The 16,988-nt window shown below is 71.2% G+C and carries 19 protein-coding genes; 16 read left to right on the top strand and 3 right to left on the bottom strand.

Annotation, left to right across the window (positions count from 1 at the left end; genetic code table 11):
- The first annotated feature begins 133 nt into the window (after positions 1-133).
- The 11 genes from ACZ6CV_RS24215 (at position 134) to ACZ6CV_RS24165 (ending at position 7,610) form a co-directional block, all read left to right on the top strand.
- Complete coding sequence (locus ACZ6CV_RS24215; RefSeq protein ID WP_362373612.1) at positions 134-451, top strand: gas vesicle protein GvpO; 318 nt, start codon at positions 134-136, stop codon at positions 449-451.
- Between the two features lie 60 nt (positions 452-511).
- A complete protein-coding gene (gvpJ, locus tag ACZ6CV_RS24210; protein WP_469252812.1) occupies positions 512-1,072 on the top strand; it encodes a gas vesicle protein GvpJ in 561 nt (186 codons plus the stop codon).
- Between the two features lie 2 nt (positions 1,073-1,074).
- Positions 1,075-1,830, top strand: coding sequence for a GvpL/GvpF family gas vesicle protein (locus ACZ6CV_RS24205; protein WP_469252811.1), 756 nt, complete (start codon positions 1,075-1,077; stop codon positions 1,828-1,830).
- 1 nt (position 1,831) lies between these two features.
- A complete protein-coding gene (locus tag ACZ6CV_RS24200; protein ID WP_355809663.1) occupies positions 1,832-2,074 on the top strand; it encodes a gas vesicle protein GvpG in 243 nt (80 codons plus the stop codon).
- A gap of 45 nt (positions 2,075-2,119) precedes the next feature.
- Complete coding sequence (locus tag ACZ6CV_RS24195; protein WP_469252810.1) at positions 2,120-3,496, top strand: histone protein; 1,377 nt, start codon at positions 2,120-2,122, stop codon at positions 3,494-3,496.
- A 6-nt stretch (positions 3,497-3,502) separates the two neighbouring features.
- Positions 3,503-4,600: an SRPBCC family protein gene (locus ACZ6CV_RS24190; RefSeq protein WP_469252809.1), complete on the top strand. Its 1,098-nt coding sequence runs from the start codon at positions 3,503-3,505 to the stop codon at positions 4,598-4,600.
- Between the two features lie 9 nt (positions 4,601-4,609).
- A complete protein-coding gene (locus ACZ6CV_RS24185; RefSeq protein WP_469252808.1) occupies positions 4,610-5,062 on the top strand; it encodes a gas vesicle protein in 453 nt (150 codons plus the stop codon).
- The gene (locus ACZ6CV_RS24180) at positions 5,062-5,982 is read left to right on the top strand and encodes a GvpL/GvpF family gas vesicle protein (protein ID WP_469252807.1); all 921 of its coding nucleotides are present in this window, start codon (positions 5,062-5,064) and stop codon (positions 5,980-5,982) included. Before ACZ6CV_RS24185 ends, ACZ6CV_RS24180 begins: the two co-directional genes overlap by 1 nt.
- Positions 5,979-6,215, top strand: a complete 237-nt coding sequence (locus ACZ6CV_RS24175; RefSeq protein WP_469252806.1) for a gas vesicle protein — start codon at positions 5,979-5,981, stop codon at positions 6,213-6,215. Before ACZ6CV_RS24180 ends, ACZ6CV_RS24175 begins: the two co-directional genes overlap by 4 nt.
- Complete coding sequence (locus ACZ6CV_RS24170; RefSeq protein WP_355809676.1) at positions 6,212-6,493, top strand: gas vesicle protein K; 282 nt, start codon at positions 6,212-6,214, stop codon at positions 6,491-6,493. Before ACZ6CV_RS24175 ends, ACZ6CV_RS24170 begins: the two co-directional genes overlap by 4 nt.
- A gap of 499 nt (positions 6,494-6,992) precedes the next feature.
- Positions 6,993-7,610 (top strand): hypothetical protein, encoded by a 618-nt coding sequence (locus ACZ6CV_RS24165; protein ID WP_469252805.1) that lies wholly within the window; start codon positions 6,993-6,995, stop codon positions 7,608-7,610.
- Here ACZ6CV_RS24165 and ACZ6CV_RS24160 read toward each other — a convergent pair.
- A complete protein-coding gene (locus tag ACZ6CV_RS24160; RefSeq protein WP_469252804.1) occupies positions 7,551-7,883 on the bottom strand; it encodes a hypothetical protein in 333 nt (110 codons plus the stop codon). The genes ACZ6CV_RS24165 and ACZ6CV_RS24160 overlap by 60 nt on opposite strands.
- 128 nt (positions 7,884-8,011) lie before the next feature.
- Between ACZ6CV_RS24160 and ACZ6CV_RS24155 the strand changes: the two genes are divergently transcribed.
- From ACZ6CV_RS24155 to ACZ6CV_RS24140, 4 genes are all read left to right on the top strand, one after another.
- Entirely contained in the window at positions 8,012-8,434 is a 423-nt protein-coding gene (locus tag ACZ6CV_RS24155; RefSeq protein ID WP_469252803.1) for an ATP-binding protein, read from the top strand.
- 129 nt (positions 8,435-8,563) lie between these two features.
- Entirely contained in the window at positions 8,564-9,214 is a 651-nt protein-coding gene (locus ACZ6CV_RS24150; RefSeq protein ID WP_469252802.1) for an ArsR/SmtB family transcription factor, read from the top strand.
- Positions 9,211-10,539, top strand: coding sequence for an MFS transporter (locus ACZ6CV_RS24145; RefSeq protein WP_469252801.1), 1,329 nt, complete (start codon positions 9,211-9,213; stop codon positions 10,537-10,539). The genes ACZ6CV_RS24150 and ACZ6CV_RS24145 overlap by 4 nt, the downstream gene beginning before the upstream one ends.
- Positions 10,540-10,645: 106 nt before the next feature.
- Positions 10,646-11,260 (top strand): CatB-related O-acetyltransferase, encoded by a 615-nt coding sequence (locus tag ACZ6CV_RS24140; RefSeq protein WP_469253017.1) that lies wholly within the window; start codon positions 10,646-10,648, stop codon positions 11,258-11,260.
- Between the two features lie 89 nt (positions 11,261-11,349).
- Here ACZ6CV_RS24140 and ACZ6CV_RS24135 read toward each other — a convergent pair whose 3' ends face one another.
- Both ACZ6CV_RS24135 and ACZ6CV_RS24130 read right to left on the bottom strand, forming a co-directional pair.
- The gene (locus ACZ6CV_RS24135) at positions 11,350-12,060 is read right to left on the bottom strand and encodes a 2-phosphosulfolactate phosphatase (protein ID WP_469252800.1); all 711 of its coding nucleotides are present in this window, start codon (positions 12,058-12,060) and stop codon (positions 11,350-11,352) included.
- Between the two features lie 109 nt (positions 12,061-12,169).
- A complete protein-coding gene (locus ACZ6CV_RS24130; protein WP_469252799.1) occupies positions 12,170-15,211 on the bottom strand; it encodes a helix-turn-helix transcriptional regulator in 3,042 nt (1,013 codons plus the stop codon).
- Between the two features lie 413 nt (positions 15,212-15,624).
- Here ACZ6CV_RS24130 and ACZ6CV_RS24125 point away from each other — a divergent pair, with 413 nt between their 5' ends.
- Positions 15,625-16,848: a S1 family peptidase gene (locus tag ACZ6CV_RS24125; RefSeq protein ID WP_469252798.1), complete on the top strand. Its 1,224-nt coding sequence runs from the start codon at positions 15,625-15,627 to the stop codon at positions 16,846-16,848.
- Positions 16,849-16,988: the final 140 nt, after the last annotated feature.

Genomic DNA, 16,988 nt, shown 5'->3' with positions numbered 1-16,988 from the left:
GGCAGGGGGAGCCCTCCGCGCAGGTGGAGGTCGGGCTCCCCTGTGACCGACTGGGACGCTCGGCCTGCGCGGCCGCTACCTGTTCGGTCTATCAGGCCGTGCCGTCGCGCCCGGCCCGTTCAAGAGTGGTCGCATGACGGAGCAGCGTTCACGACGCAGCCAGGCCCCCGCGCGCCGGTCCGCCGAGCGCGGTGCCGGGGACCTGGGGGAACTGGTCCGCGAGGCCTGCCGGACGTTGAGCGACCTCATCGGGCACCCCGCCGAAGGGGTGTCCGCCGTCTGTCCGACCGAGAGCGACGGGTGGCGGGTGTGCGTGGACGTGCTCGAAGTCCCGCGCATCCCGGACACCACCAGCCTCCTGGCCACCTACGAGGTGGATCTGGACGCGCACGGCCGCCTGACGCAGTACCGCAGAGTCCGCCGCTACCGCCGCGGCTGGGCGGACAGCTGAGGCGTCACCGCGTGCGCCGTCGCCAGGACGCGTGCGCCGTCGAAAGGAGCAGGGCCCGCCATGACCACCACCTACAGCGAGGACGTCGTCGCGTGCGCACCACGCGCCGGCACCCTCTACGACGTCCTCGAGCTCATACTCGACCGCGGCATGGTGATCGACGTCTTCGTGCGCGTCTCGCTGGTCGGCATCGAGATCCTGAAGATCGACGCCCGCATCGTGATCGCGTCCGTCGACACCTATCTCCGCTTCGCCGAGGCGTGCAACCGCCTCGACCTCGAACACGACTCCCGCAGCAAGACCGTCCCCGAGCTGTTCGGCGGGGGTGGCCCCGTCGGGGCGCTCGGCAAGGCCGGCGCCAAGAGCGCGGCACGGTCCGTGGGCGACAAGGTCAAGGGCACCCTGGGCCTCGGCCCCTCCGACGACGATGACGATGACGACCAGGTCGACGGTGACTACGAGCGCGAGCAACGTCGGGAGCGCCAGGATCGCGATGACTCCGGCCCCCGCCGCCGCGCCCCTTCCCGTACGCCCGCCCACTCCCGCAGCGGATCCGGCAACCGCGCCGACAGCCGGCGGCCGCGTTCGCGACGCCGTGACGAAGACGACGATGAGGACTGACCGTGCCCGCTCCCCCCGCACCGTACGGCCTGTACGTGTACGCCATCGCCGGCCCCGACACGGCCGCGCACGCGAAGCGGTGCCGTGCCGTCGGTGACGCGAAGGCCTCGGTGTCCGTGGTGGGCCGGGACGGTCTTGCCGCCGTCGTCAGCCCCGTGAGCGGCCGGCCGCGGGCCCGGCGCCGCGATCTGAGCGCTCACCAGGAGGTGCTCCGCGTGCTCGCCGACCACGGCGCCGTACTGCCGATGCGTTTCGGCGTGATCGCTCCCGACGCCGATACCGTCCTCGCCGGACTGGATGCCGCAAGGCCGACTCACCTCGCCGGGCTGGAACGGCTGGCCGGCAAGGCCGAGTGGAACCTCAAGGGCGTTCACGTACCCGATGCCCTGCCCGACCTCCTGCGGGAGGACGCGAGCCTGCGCGCCCTGCGGGAGAGCACGCGGCGGCGGCCGGGATACGAGGCCAACGTGCGCCTCGGTGAGGCCGTGGCCGTGGGGCTGCAGCGGCGGGCCGAACAGGCCGCCGCCGACGTCGTGGCGGAACTGCGCCCGCTGGCGGCCGAGTTCAGCGAAGGGCGGGACATCACGGGAGGCGCGCTCAATGCCTCCTTCCTCGTACCGCACACCGCCGCGACCGCCTTCCGGCGGGCCGTCGACGCGCTCGCCGACCGGCATCGGGGACGGATCACGCTGACCCTCACCGGCCCGTTGCCCTGCTACAGCTTCGTGCCCGCCGACCCCGTCCCCACGGCTGTCTGACGTGGGACTCATCAGCGGCCTGCTCCTGCTTCCCCTGGCTCCCGTACGCGGCGTCGGCTGGGTCGCGGACCGGCTGATCGAGGCGGCGGAGGACGAGATGTACTCGCCGGACGCCGTCAGGGCCCGGCTCGCCGCCCTCAACGAAGCGTTGGACGAGGGCGAGATCGACCTCGACCACTTCGAACGCGAGGAGGAGAAGCTGCTCGATCTGTTGGAGCGGCGACCTCACCGACCGGCCTCCTGACGTCCCCGCGACGTCGTCCGTCATCGATCCATACGGGACTTCCTCATGAACGAAACCAGCAAGATCGCTCTCGGCGCCGCTGTGGCGGGCGGCTACCTCCTCGGCCGTACGAAGAAGGCGAAGCTCGCCTTCGCCGTGGGCACGTACCTCGCGGGCCGGAAGTTCAGCCTCTCCCCGCAGGAACTGCTCAACCAGGGCATGCAACGGCTGCGCGACACACCGCAGTTCGCCGAACTGACCGACCAGGTGCGGGGCGAGCTGATGGGCGCGGGCCGCTCGGCCGTGTCCGCCGCCGCGGACCGGCAGCTGGCTTCCTTCGCGGACATGCTGCACGAACGCACGCAGGCCTTGCGCTCGGGATCTGGCGGACGGGACGAGGACGAGGACGACGAGCCGGACGCGTACGAGGACGAGGATGAGGACGAGGACTACGGCGACGAGGACGAGCGGGAGGGCCGGTACGACGACGGCGAGGACGACTACGGGCCGGAAGATTCGGACGCAGACGAAGACGAAGAGGACGAAGACGACGAAGACGATGGCGAAGCGGACGAGGATGAGGACGCCGGGGAGGGCGTGACCTCGTCGAGGGGTCGTCAGCCGTCGCGCAGGCATGGCCGCACCCGTGACCGCAGCGAGCGCTCGCGTCGGGAGCCGGACCGTCAGGCGTCGTCGCGCCGGGACACGGGGCGGGACACGGGCCGGGAACGTTCGGCCGCCCGCTCCGCGACGAAGCGGGGCGCGGCCAAGAGGACCGCGTCGAAGAAGTCGGCGTCGGGCAAGACCGGCAGGACGGGCAGGTCGGGCCGGCAGGCGTCCGGCCGCTCGTCGCCGTCCGGTCGAGCGGGTGACGCGGAACCGTCGGGCGCGGCTCGCGGAGGTTCCGGCGACGGTGGGTCCGCCTCCGAGCGCCGCCCTGCCACGAAGAGGTCCTCTCCGCCGGCCAAGAAGTCCGCCCCGCCGGCCAAGAAGTCCTCGCCGTCGGCGAAGAAGACGGCTGCGGCGAAGAAGACCGGCCCTTCCAAGTCGACGGCGAAAAAAGCCGCACCGGCGAGGAAAGCCGCACCGGCAAAGAAGGCCGCGCCGGCCAAGAAGGCGGCACCCGCGAAGAAGGCGGCGCCGGCCAAGAAGGCGACAGCGGCCAAGAAGGCCGCACCGGCGAAAAAGGCCCCTGCCAAGAAGGCCACCGCGAAGACGACCGCGGCGAACAAGACGGCTTCGGCAAAGAAGACCGCGGCAAGCAAGAAGGCCGCTCCGAGCAAGAAGAGCGCCACGAAGAAGACCGCGACGCGGAAGACCGCACCGAGCAAGAAGACCACCCAGGCGAAGAAGACCACCGTAAAGAAGACCACCGCGAGGAAGACCGGCGCCGGCAAGAAGGCAGCCGGGAAGTCGACGCCGCGTTCGAGGCAGAGGAGCTGACCGGCCATGGCCGAACGGAAACACAGCGCCGGGAACGGCAAGAAGGGCGGCGGCCGGCAGGGCGGAGGTGGTGGCGAATCCGGCATGGACCGGCTCCGCAGCGAGTTCACGGACTTCCTCGGCGCTCAGGCCCAGCATCTGTCGGACCGGGCGGGCGACGCGTTGGGCGGCCTCACCGACAAGCTGCAGGACGCCGCCGAGAACGGCGGCACACTGTCGCGTGTGGGAGCCCGGGCGGCGAAGGGCGAGTCGCCGATCAAGGCGGGGTTGGCCGAGAAGGCCAAGGATGTGAAGGACAGCGTCGTCGGCAAGGCGAAGGACCTGTTCTCGTCGGGTGGTGGCGGCGGAGGTGGTGACGCCAAGGTCACCAGCATCGTCGAAACCGTCGACGTGGGTGTCCCGTTGCGCACCGCGTACGACCACTGGACGCAGTTCGAGGAGTTCAGCGGCTTCACCAAGGGCGTGAAGAGCGTTTCCACGTCGGATGAGGTCAGCTCCGACTGGAAGCTGAAGGTCGGCCCCTCCAACCGGAGTTGGAAGGCCACGGTGCAGGAGCAGCTGCCCGACGACAGGATCGTCTGGTCGTCCGAGGGCAGCAAGGGCAGCACTCGTGGTGCCGTCAGTTTCCACGAACTCGGCCCGACGCTGACCCGCATCGTCCTGATCGTCGAGTACTACCCGGCCGGCTTCTTCGAGAAGACCGGCAATCTGTGGCGCGCTCAGGGCCGTCGCCTTCGACTCGACCTCAAGCACTTCGCCCGTTACGTGACGTTGAACGCGGACGAGGAAGTGGAGGGCTGGCGCGGGGAGATCCGCGACGGCGAGGTCGTCCGGTCCCACGAGGAGGGTCTGGAGGACGACGACAACAACGACAACAACGACGGCGACAGCGGCGGCGGCCGTGAGGACGAGGACGACTACGCGGAGGACGACGGCGAAGGGGACGACGCCCGCGACGCCGAGGAGGGCGAGAGCGACGAGCCCGAGGACGAGGAGTATCCGGAGGACGCGGACGAAGACGAAGACGAAGAAGCGGACGGCGAGGATTACGAGGACGAGGACGACGACGAGCGGGACCGTCCCCGTACGCGCCGGAGGCGGTGACCGGCTGTCATGAGCGATCTCGACACCTGGCGCACCCCGCAGGCGCCGCACGCGGTGGGTCCCGCCGACGGCAGCCTCGCGGACATCCTCGAACGCGTGCTTGACAAGGGCATCGTCATCGCCGGTGACATCAAGATCGACCTGCTGGACATCGAGCTGCTCACCATCCGGGTACGGCTGTTCATCGCCTCCGTCGACACCGCGCGCAAGGCCGGCATCGATTGGTGGGAGACGGACCCGGCGCTCTCGTCGCGCGCCGCCCGCGACGACCTCCGCGAGGAGAACCGCCGTCTGCGCGAACGGCTGGACGAACTGGACCCGGCCGGCGACCACGCGGACCGCAAGGACCGCGAGCTGCGTCAGGACCACGAACCCCGACAGGACCGTGACTCTCGACAGGACCGTGACTCTCGACAGGACCGCGACGCCCGACAGGAACGGACGAAGGAGACTCCCCGCTGATGGCCGACACGACGACCGCCCCGCACGCCGTGTGCGTGTTCGCCGTCCGCCGGGGCCGCGGCCCGGACCTTCCCCCAGAGCTGTCGGGCCACGAGGGCGGCGGTCCCCTGCGTCTCATTCCGGTGGGTGCGCTGTGGGCCGTGGTCCAGGACGTGCCGGCGGACACGTACTCGGAGGAATCCCTGCACGGGCGGCTGTCCGAGCCGGCGACCCTGGAACGCTGCGTGCGCGCCCACCACGCGGTGGTCACCGCGTTCGCCGCGCGAGGAGCTGCGGTCCCGCTTCCGCTGGCGACACTCTTCCACTCGCAGGAACGGGCCCGTACCGCTCTGCTCGCGCACGCGCCCCGCTTCGAACGCGGTCTGGCCCGGATCGCGGGCCGTGCGGAGTGGGCGGTGAAGGTCAACCTGCTCGCGACCTCTGCCCCTTCACCGGAACCGACATCCGCCGCGCCCCCGACTTCGACGCCGGGCCCGGCCACCGGCCGCGCCTACCTGACCCGTCTCCGTGACCGCGGTCAGGCACGGGAACAGCGCAGGGAACGGGCCGTACAGGCAGCCGAGTTGCTCGACCGCGCGGTCCTCTCCCTCGCCGACGCCACCGTACGAAGGCGGCCGCACAGCGCCGAGGTCACCGGCCGCGACCGTGCCCAGATCATGAACGCCGCCTACCTGGTCCCGGAAGGCCGCGACACCGAACTCCTGGCACTGATCGAGCAGTTGCGGGCGGCGCCCGAGTTCCAGGACTCCGAGGTCGAGATCGAGATCACGGGCCCGTGGGTGCCGTATTCGTTCGTGGACGCGGCCTCCTTCACAGAGGTCGCGGGCAGTCCGGGCGACCGCCTGACGACCACCGCCGAGCCGCGCGACCGAGGCCCGCACGAGACCGTCCGACGGGACGCCGCGGGGAGCCGCGCATGAGTCCGCACACCACCGCCGAACCCGTCTCCTGGCAGGGACCGGACAGTGGCGCGCCGATCGGCGTCCCCCTGGTCGACCTCCTCGACCGGGTCCTCGGCACCGGCGTGGTGGTCAGCGGGGACCTGGTCATCGCCATCGCCGAGGTTCCCCTCGTACGCATCTCGCTGCACGCCCTGCTGGCGTCGGTGAGCGAGCGTGTCCCCGCGCCGTGGGGGGACGGGGGCCCGCTGTGACCCGTACCGCGCGCGTGGACCTCGATGCCGAAGAGGTCGGGCGCGACCTGGCCTCGCTCGTCCTGACCGTCGTCGAACTGCTCCGTCAGCTGATGGAGCGCCAGGCGGTCCGCCGGTTCGACGCGGGCGATCTCACCGCCGAGCAGGAGGAGCGGGTCGGCACCGCGCTCATGCTCCTGGACGAGCGCATGACGGAACTCTGCGAGCGCCACGGCCTCCGCCGCGAAGACCTGAACCTCGACCTGGGACCGCTCGGCTCGCTGCTGCCGTACGACTGACCTGCGCGACGGCGTGCCCCACCAGAGCCCCCTTCACTCATTTGGATGATGATGGGCTCTTGCGTGCGTGGCGTCGGCGGAATCCGGGACACTGGACGGGATCCGCTGTGCGTACAGGGGCCGGGGGGGCCGAGACATGGTGCGAGTGGTCGCCGTGAGCGACGGGACTCCGAGTTTGTTGGTACGCGATGCCTCCAGCGTCGTACGAGACATACCCCGCTCCATAGCGTGCGCTCGCCTCGGGCGTCTCGTCCCGCGTTCCGTACGGCAGCGCTGAGGACCACAGCTTCGTCGCGCACCATCGCATCCTTCCGGCCCGTTCCGCCCGGGCCCGTTACGTCACCCTGAGGCCGGCTCTCCACGGCTCGGTCCCTCCGAGGCTCGGCGCCACGCAAGGGATTCCGACAGGCTGCAGGAGTACGCTCCGACCTTCTGGACGGACGGCGGCACACCGAGCACGCCGGTCGCGCGGCGCGTCCTCGGAAAGGCGGACGGCCCGGTGGTCGGCCAGAAGGTCTGTGTCAGCGGCAAGGTGACCAAGCTGGTCTGCGACATCGAGGTGTACAACCTGACCAGCGGCGTGTCCTGCGACGAGGAGCCGGGCCACCTGTGCACGAGGGGCCTCGTCCTCGCGGGCAAGGAGGGCGTGAACATCGTGCACTCCGGCGACTCGGGCGCACCCGTCTTCGTGCCGATCGACACGGTGATCGACGGCCACAAGGTGTACGGCGCGATGCTCGTCGGCATGCTGGTCGGCGGCGGCCCCCGCTTCGAGGGAGGCCCCGAGGACCTGGTGGTGTTCCACTCGGTCAAACAGATCGAGTGCGGGCTGAACGCACGGGTGCTGACGGGCCCGGAGGCGGACTCGGGCGACACGACGCCGCCGCCGGGGCGGGAGGATTGCGGGGCGGGGGGTGGGGCGGTAGGGGCCGGGCCAGATCTGGGGCCGAGCCCGGTGGTGAGACCTCTGGACCGGTGTCGTCCGCGGCAGGACGACGGATACGCGCATGCGGACACCGTCCGCACCGGGGAGGCGTCCAGGCACGTCCGGAGCCTGTCAGCTGCTCCAATAGGTCGGCAGCGAGGCGACGAACAGAGCACCGCCACCGAGCAATAGGAGCTGAACCGTCATGGATACCCACGCCCGCAAAGCGGCCGCGAGGAGCACGGTGATCGCACACGACCACGCCAAGAACGACACGACGTCACCCTGGTAGGAACCTCCCTGCGGATCCATCGGACCCGGGTAGCCCATCCAGTCAGCGGTCCAGATGCCGTCCATCCCGAGCGAGAGGACGGCGCCGACGAGTAGCAGGTCAAGCAGACCCAAGGCGGTCGAAGCCGCGAAGTCGGCATGCCGATGCTGCCGGGTTCTCGCCACCATGCCCATACAGACGAAGAAAGTTCCCTCCCGGTTGCACCGACCTGGCTCGGTCTGCCCAGCGGGGGCACGTCACCCCGGTGCCTTGTTTCGCGGGCATGGGGGTACTCGGAGGGCCACGCGTTGAAAGGAGGCGTATGGCCGACATGTCGATGAGGGCCGTGGGCTGGGCCCGGTCGTTTCCCGTGTCCAGTGGGGCGCGGGAGGGGCGGCGCTGGGTGCGCGAGCATCTGGGCTCCCTGGAGTGGACCGCGCACGCCCCGGAGACCGTGGACGACGTGCTGCTGACCGTGTCGGAGCTGATCACCAACGCTCACGTGCACGCGCACAGCGACGCGCAGCTGATCCTGACCTGGGACAGCCGGTGTCTGCACGTGAGTGTTCACGACTCGGATCCCGATCTGCCCACGCCTCGTGCCCTGGACACCACCTCGCCCGGCGGACGCGGGCTCGCGCTCGTCGATGCCCTCGCCACCGACTGGCACACGCACGAGCAGTCGGACGGGAAGACGGTCACCGCCTGCTTCACGCCGCCGGCTGAGGCGTTGTCGGGGCGGTAGGCCCCGGTGCGCTCCAAGGCCGTCGGCAGTCCTCCGTCCCCGGCGCCTCTTCCGGCGGGACCCGTATCGGAGGGGTGTCGCCGGTATGAGACTTGACTCTCACAATATGTGAGAGGAACCTCTCACGTCATGGAGACCGGTAACCATCTGGGCGATGTCGAGATCACCGATCCGAAGGCGATGCGGGCGCTCGCACATCCCGTGCGGCTGGCGATCCTCGAACGGCTGCAGCGGCACGGTCCGGCGACGGCGACGCACCTCGCGCCCCACGTGGGAGCGACGCCCTCGGTGACCAGTTGGCATCTGCGGCATCTGGCGAGCTTCGGGCTGGTCCGCGATGCCGAGCCCGGGCCGGACCGTCGCCAGCGGCGGTGGGAGGCGGTGGCGCGGGGTTTCCGGTTCGAGACGCCGGCGGATCCGGACCCGGAGGATCCGGGCGACGAGGAGGTCACGTCGGCTGCGCGGGTCCTGGCCCGGGAGATGTTCCTGCGCTCCGGAGACCTGCCGGACCGGTGGGCCGCCGAGGTCGAGCCCACGCTCGAACCGGAGTGGCGGCGGCTCGCCGGTCTGGCCGACACTCGCGTCGTCGTCACCGCCGACGAACTCGCCGCCATCGAGGACGGGATCGAGCGTGTTCTGGCCCCCTACGTGACGCGCGACGAGGCCGCACGTCCGGCCGACGCCCGCGGCGTCCGGCTGCTGCGTTACGTCCTGCCCGAGGGGGCCGAGGAGCAGACCGACGGGACGTCAGCTGAGGAGCAGACCGGTAGGACGTCATGAGCGCCGCCGCAGACCCCTCCTTATCCGTCTCGCTCTGGCGTGATCGGCGGTTCCGCCGTTTCTGGGCCGGCCAATCCGTCTCGCAGTTCGGCGACCGCATCACCGAACTGGCCCTGCCGCTGATCGCCGTGGGCGCGCTGCACGCTTCGGCCTCTCAGGTCGCGTGGCTGACAGCGCTCATCTGGACCCCGAACCTGCTGGCGATCGTCCTCGGCGCCTGGGTCGACCACCGCGTCCACAAGCGGCGCCTGATGGTTCTCGCCGACTTGGTGCGGGCGGCGGTGCTGCTCTCCGTACCGGCCGCCTATCTCCTGGGCGCGGTGACGCTCGGTCAGTTGTACGTCGTGGCTCTGCTGACGGGCGCCGCCGGGGTGTTGTTCAACACCGCCTATCCGCCCTTCTTCGTCCGCCTCGTGCCCCGGTCGTCCTACGTCGACGCGAACAGCAAGCTCAGCACCAGCCGTTCCGCGTCGTACGTCGCCGGGCCCGCCGTCGGGGGTGCTCTGGTCCAAGCGTTGACCGCTCCCGTCGCCGTCGTCGTCGACGCCCTGACGTTCCTGGCGTCCGCGGTTCTCGTCGGGCGGATCTCGGTCGACGAGTCGTCGGCCGCCCACGACCGGGCGGCAGCATCCTCACTGCTGAGGCGGGCCAGGGAGGGCCTGGTGTTCGTCGTCCGTCACCCGGTGCTGCGGGCGAGCCTCGGGTGCGCCGCAACCGTCAACTTCTTCACCTTCGTCGCGGGCAGCGGATTGATCGTGCTGTTCGCCAGCCGGAGCCTCGGACTCACCGCGGGGGTCATCGGGATGGCGTTCGGGGTCGGCGCCACCGGCTCGCTCCTCGGTGCGGTGCTCGCTCCGAAGGTGTCGCGAAGATTCGGCGTCGGCCGCAGCATCGTCGTGGGCGCCGTGCTGTTCCCCGCACCGATCGCTCTCGTCGCCGCCGCGGGCGGCCCCCTCTGGGCTCGCGTCGGCGCCTTGGCCGTGGCCGAGTTCCTCTCCGGAGTCGGCGTCATGCTGTTCGACGTCAACCTCAACTCCCTCCAGGCGGCCGTGATCCCCGACGGCATGCGCAGTCGGGTCGCCGGTGCGTACAGCACGATCAATTACGGTCTACGACCTGTGGGCGCCGTCGTCGGCGGCCTCCTCGCCACCGTGATCGGCCTCCGCGCAACCCTCCTCATCGGGGCCGTGGGCGGAGCGCTGTCCCTGCTCTGGCTTCTGCCGTCGCCGATACCGCGCATCCGCTCCTTGACGGCCGACGATCCGCCTCGCCGAACCGCCGGTTCGAGCGGGGGCGTTCACGCTCGGCAACCGCCGTCCCGGTGAGGCACCGGCCCAGCCCTTGGCCGATCATGGACGTGACGTCGTCGTCCCTCAACTCCCAGGAGAGCGCCCCGTGTCCGTCACCGCTGACCCCGCGAATCTCCACCCCATGCCCGAGCAGCCGCGGGTGGTCCTGCTCAAACCCCTGGTGAAGTCCCCGCTGATCGAGGTCGGGGAGTACTCGTACTACGACGACCCGGACGACCCCACCGCGTTCGAGACCCGCAACGTCCTCTACCACTACGGTCCGGAGAAGCTGGTCATCGGCAAGTTCTGCGCGCTGGCGACCGGCACGCGGTTCATCATGAACGGCGCCAACCACCGTATGGACGGCCCCTCCACGTTCCCCTTCCCCACCATGGGCGGTTCGTGGGCCGACCACTTCGACCTGCTGGCCGGGCTGCCGAGCCGGGGGGACACGGTGGTGGGCAACGACGTCTGGTTCGGCCACGGCACGACCGTGATGCCGGGCGTACGCATCGGGCACGGCGCGATCATCGCCTCCGGCGCCGTCGTCACCGGGGACGTGCCCGACTACGGCATCGTGGGCGGCAACCCGGCCCGCCTCATCCGCAAGCGGTACGAGGACCGGGACATCGCCCGCCTCCTTGCCGTGGCCTGGTGGGACTGGCCCGCCGACCACATCACCGAACACGTCCGCACGATCATGTCCGGCAGCATCGACGACCTGGAGAACGCGGCGCCCGCGCACCCGCTCCCTTGAACGGTTTCACGGAACGGTTTCACGGATACGAGGACGACCGGCACCCGGCGCCCCGGCGCCCACCCGCACCCCGGCGTGCTGTCCCGGAATCACCACACCGACCCGGAAGAAGCCCGCGGTGACGCGGAAGGCCGGAACGGCCGCAGCACCGCCAGTCCCTCCTCCAGTCCGACCCTCATGGCGAAGTCGAACCGGTCCACCTCCAAGCACAGTTCCACGTCATCGCGGTGAGCGCCCCCGCGGCGTTCGCCGCGCAGGTCGTCCGCGGCCGAGGAGGTGCGGGCCCGGTGCAGGTACGGTCCGGGGTCCGGCCGCTCCCCCGCGTTGAGCCTGTCCACGTACTCGGCGCAGGCCAGGTCTTCGACGGCGTGGCCGTCCTCGCCGGTGGCCACGAACGTCACCGATTCGGCGCCGGCCTCCCTCACGGCCCGGGCGGTGGCGTCGGCCACGGCGAAGCTCGCACACAGCGCCAGTTCCGCCTCGACGACCGCCAGAGCACCGACCGTTCCGGCGGTGGTCTTCTGAATCACGGTGCGGCCGGTGAGGTCGGCCTCCCGGATCAGGCCGGGGGAATTGACCAGATCGAACCCACTGACCCGCGCACCATCCTTGAGCGCGAGCCAGCCGGGGTGACTCGCCTTGATCGCCAGCGCCTCGTCCACGTCCGCAGCGAGGACGATCTTTTCCGCGCCGCGGTGGAAAACCCATGCGGCGGTGGTGAACGCCCGCATCACGTCGATCACCACGGCCACCTGCTCGGCGCCGTCCACCTCGGGTATTCCGATCGTCCGCGAGTCCATGCGGGCGATGATCTCAGCCCGTCGAACCGACGTCACGGCGGGTCCGCGCGGCGCGCCTCGCTGCCCCCGCACCCACAGCCACACCCGCACCCACGCCCGCCACCCCCGCTCACTCGTCCAGCATCCCCAACCGGTGCGCGATGGCCGCCGCCTCGCCCCGGCCCGTCGCGCCCAGCTTCGGCAGGATGTGGGAGACGTGCACGCTCGCCGTCTTCGGTGAGATGAACAGCTCCTGCGCGATCTGCCGGTTGCTCCGGCCGGCCGCGACCAGGCGCAGGACCTCGCGCTCCCGACTCGTCAGGCCCAGCGCCTCCGCCGGGGGCGGGGGTGTCTCCCTGGCGGCCTGGCGCAACGGGATGCGGGCTCGGTCGGCCAGCGCGGTGATCTCCGCCTCCAGTGGTGCCGCGCCCACCTCGCGGGCCACCTCCCCGGCCTGGCGCAGCAGTTCGCCCGCCTTCTCGCGAGCGCCCGCGGCGCCCTGGCCGAGCAGGGTTTCCGCGAGGCGCAGGCGGGCCGTGGCCAGCAGCACCGGAGTTTCGAGTTGCTCGGCCGCGGTGACCGACTCCGTCCAGAGGTCGGTGGCGTCCAGGCCTTCCGCCGTGAGCAGTTCGGCCCGGACCATCAAGGACTGCGCCGCCCACACGGGGGCGAAGTCGGGCTGGCCCTCCATCGCCCGACGGATGCGCTCCACCGCTTCGTCGCGTTCCGGCCCGGCCACCGCGAGGCCGCGCGCCCGCGCCTCCGCCGCCGCGGCCTCGTACAACAGCGGCCAGCCGTAGCGCTGGTGGCCGAACGGGATGGCCTCGCCGATCGCCGTCCGCAGCAGCGAGCGGACGTCGAGTATGCGGCCCTCCGCTGCCGTGAGGACGATCGCCAGGCGGGCCGCGAGCAGGGTGTGCTGCGGCTCCGGGTAGGTGACGGTGGTCCAGGTCTCTGACTCCTCCAGATGGCGGCGGGCCTCCTCGTACCTGCCCCGCGCAACCGCCAACTCGGCTTGGTGCTCCGCCATTTGGGCGCGCGTGGCGACGCTTGCCCCACGTCGGCCGAGGGCGCGCGCGAGCACGGTGTCGGCCTCGGTCCAGCGGCCCAGCTGGATGAGGGATTCGGTGCGGTTCGCGTCGATGTACGAGGCGATGTCCGGCAGCCCGTGCCGCTCGGCGAGGGCGCTGCCCTCCTCGGCGGTCTCGACGGCCTCGGTGTAGCGGCCGATGCCGTGCAGCGCGGTGGAGAGGTTGCCGTAACCGCGCAGCATGGCAACGGAGTTGGCCTGCGCGAGTGCGCGGGAGCCCGCCTCGCGCGCCAGGCGGAGCCCGCCCTCGGTGTCGCCGGAGTGCATCATCAGCCAGGCCAGGGTCTGTTCCGCGGTGATGAGGCTGGTCTCGGCGCTGGTCGTCCGGCAGAGCTCGACCGCTTCACGCGCCAACTCGATGGCGTGCAGGCCTGGTTGGTGCACCGCGTTCCAATGCGCCGCGTACGTGAGGACATCGGCGTGCACGACGGACGGGGGCAGGCCCCGCATTAGCTCCTGGGCCCGGGACAGCTCCTCCCAGCCGTCGGATCGGCACAGGTCACGCATGACTTGATAGCGCTCGGTCCAGAACCAGGCCGCCCGGATAAGATCCGCCCTGCCCGGGCCGGGCGGCACCTCCAGGGACGCGGTCTCGGGGCCGTCTTCGAGGATGCGCAGTGCCCGTTTGCTGGTGGCGAGCGCCCGCTCCCGTTCTCCCGCGAGGCGCGCGGCGACGCCGACCGCGGCGAGCAGGTCCACGAAGTCCCCCGCCGGTTCAGGGGTGAGGGCCGGACGGAGGCGGTCGTCGTCGACGCCCTGCCGTATCGCCGCCCGGCGCAGCTCGTCGGGTGTGTCGTCCCACAGTTCCAGCGCCCGTTCCAGCAGTTGATGCTGCTCGGCGAAGGCGTGCCGCACCCGGGCGGCAGCCGCGGCGTTGATCGTGGCGGGCAGTGCGCGGGCCGGATCGCGGGCATCGAACCAGTAGCGGGCGAGCCGTCCGGCCCGCTCGTCGGAGCGTACGAGGCCGGGGTCGGCCTCGACCGCCTCGGCGTAGCGGCGGCTGAGCCGCGAGCGTTCGCCGGGCAGCAGGTCGCCGACCACGGCTTCGCGCATCAGGGCGTGCCGGAACCGGAACGACTCGCCCTCGTCGGCGGGTTCCAGGACGGAGGCGCCGACGGCGCCGCGCAACGTCTCGATGAGCTCGTCCTCGCCGAGGTCCGTGACGGCGGCAAGGAGGCGGAACTCCACCTCGGAGCCGCCCCCGGCGGCGATGCGCACCACGCGCTGCACCTCGTCCGGGAGCGCCTCGACCCGGACCAGCAACAGGTCGAGCAGGGAGTCGCTGATGCCGCCCGGGGAGCCTTCGGCGATGCTGCGGGCCAGTTCCTCGACGAAGAACGCGTTGCCCTCGGAGCGGGCGAAGACCCGGTCGACGAGCTGCTCGGGCGGCGCTTCGCCGTGCAGGGCGGTGAGCTGGCGCCGGACCTCGGAGCGGTCGAAGCGGGGCAGTTCGAGGCGGGTGACGGTGCGCAGCCGCTCGTACTCGGCGAGGGCGGGCCGCAGCGGGTGGCGTCGGTGCAGGTCGTCGGCGCGGTAGGTGACGACGATGAGGAGCCGGCTCGCGGTGAGGGCGCGCAGCAGGTAGCTGAGCAGTTCGCGGGTGGAGCGGTCGGTCCAGTGCAGGTCTTCCAGGGCCAGGATGAGCGTCCGGTCCGCGGCGAGCCGCTCCAGGAGGCGGGCGGTGAGCTCGAAGAGCCGGGCGCGGCCGTCGGCTTCGGTGCGGCCGTGGTCCATCTCGCCGAGTTCGGGCAGCAGGCGGGCGAGTTCGCCCTCCTGTCCCGCTACGGCGGCGTCGAGCTCCGTGCCGATCCTGCGGCGCAGCGAGCGCAGGGCGGTGGAGAGGGGGTGGTACGGCAGGGCGTCGGCGCCGGTCTCGACACAGCCGCCCCGGCCGACGACCGCTCCGTCCGCGGCGGCCCGGCCGAGGAACTCCTCCAGGAGCCGCGTCTTGCCGACTCCGGCCTCCCCGCCGATGATCAGGGCGCTCGGCTCTCCCGCGTCGGCCCGGGACAAGGCCTCGCCGAGGGCGGCCAGTTCGGCGTCGCGGCCGACGAAGACGGTACTTGTGTGACTGGTGTGCACGGTGCCGAGCATCGCATGGCGTACGAGGAGCGGGAAAGCACGTACGAGAGCTTGCGGTGCACGGGACGGGCCCTGATGCAGCACTCCCGGAATGTGACGCCACGACTGATGCAATGCAAGTGCGCCGCTCCCGGGGTCGGGCGCGGCGTTTGCGCGGCGTTTGCGGGCCGTCGGCCTTTCGCCGCAACGCCAATGCGGGCGGGTGCCGTTTTAACAGTTCCCTTGCTGTTCTGTTAAAAGCTCCCCTGGTCACGGGCCTTGTCCAAGGGAACGGCGCTGAGCCAGAGTTCATGCCGCGGCGAGCCCCACGCTCACCGCCGGGCGGGAACCCCACCTTCGGCGATACCTCACGTGGACACGCCCCACGTGTTTCCCCGTATTACCCGAGAGTTCCCGCCTGCCATCCGGAAGGAATGAATGTGTCGCATTCTCGTAGATACAGATTCGCCGCCGTGGCCGCTCTGCTCTCGGCATCAGTGGTCGTGGGAACCCAGGCCACGGCGCAGGCACAAGCACCCGCCAAGGACGCCGCGTCCGACGCTCGCTACCAGCCGGAGATGGTGCGGGCGCTCGCCGCGTCGCTCGGCGTGAGCGAGCGGGCCGCGGTCGACCGGCTCGACCGGCAGGCCGCTCAGCAGGCCAGGCTCGCCGACCTGAAGAAGGGCGGGATATCCGAGGACGGCGCGTTCTTCGACGCCGCCGGCAAGCTGACCGTCAACGTCGACGACAGCGCTGACGCCGCCGCCGTCGAGAAAGTCGGCCTCGACGCCCGCGTGCCGGCCCGCGGCGAGGACGAGCTCGACGCGATCAAGGCGCGGCTCGACGCCGCGGCCGCTCGGCGCGCCCCCGCCGGTGTCGTCGACTGGTCCGTGGACCTGGTGTCGGACAAGGTCACCGTCAGGGTCAACAGCGAGCGTGGGGCTGCCGCGAAGGCGTTCCTCGCCAAGGCCGCGGCGTACGGCTCCGCCGTCAAGGTCGTACGGGACCAGGAGAAGCGGGAGCCGCAGGCCGCGATCGCACCCGGCAGCAAGATGACGATCAACGACACCAACGGCTGGTGTTCCGTCGGCTACGGCGCCCACGACCGGTCCGGCCGCCAGTACCTCGTCAGCGCGGGCCACTGCATCGCCGGCCTGCCCACCCTGCGCTTCGACGGCGTCGCGTTCGCCAAGGGCAACCACACCCGCTTCGCGATCGGCACCAACAGCGTCGACATGGGCGTCGCCACCATCAACTCCGGCCACTCCATCACGACGAAGGTCGGCACCTGGGGCCAAGCCGGGAACGTCGCCGTCAACGGCAGCCGCCGCGCCGCGTCCGGTGCCGCGCTCTGCAAGTCCGGCGCGACCACCGGCTGGACGTGCGGCAAGGTCGGTTCGTACAACGTCTCCGTCACCTACGTCGACCGGAACGGCGGCCCCGACACCGTCGTCACGGGGCTCGCGACCTCCAGCGTCTGCACCGAGGGCGGCGACAGCGGCGGCGCGTACATCTCCGGCAACCAGGCCCAGGGCATGACCTCCGGCGGCCCGGTCGACCAGGAGTGCACGGGAGGTGTCAACTCGCGCGGTTCCTCCTATTTCCAGCCGCTCGACGACGCCCTCTCCTACTACGGCCTGACGCTCAACACCAACTGACCGTCCTTCCAGGGACGACCAGGGGCCGCTCACCGGCTATGGTGGGCGGCCCCTGGTCGCCCGTGTGGCCGGAAATCGCCGTTGAGCCGCCTTCATCGGAGCGAGGGACCACCGCCCCAAGAGCCGATGGTGTCTCCCGC

Source organism: Streptomyces sp. NPDC041713, assembly GCF_055591085.1.
This window is presented reverse-complemented; position numbering and strand designations above follow the sequence as displayed.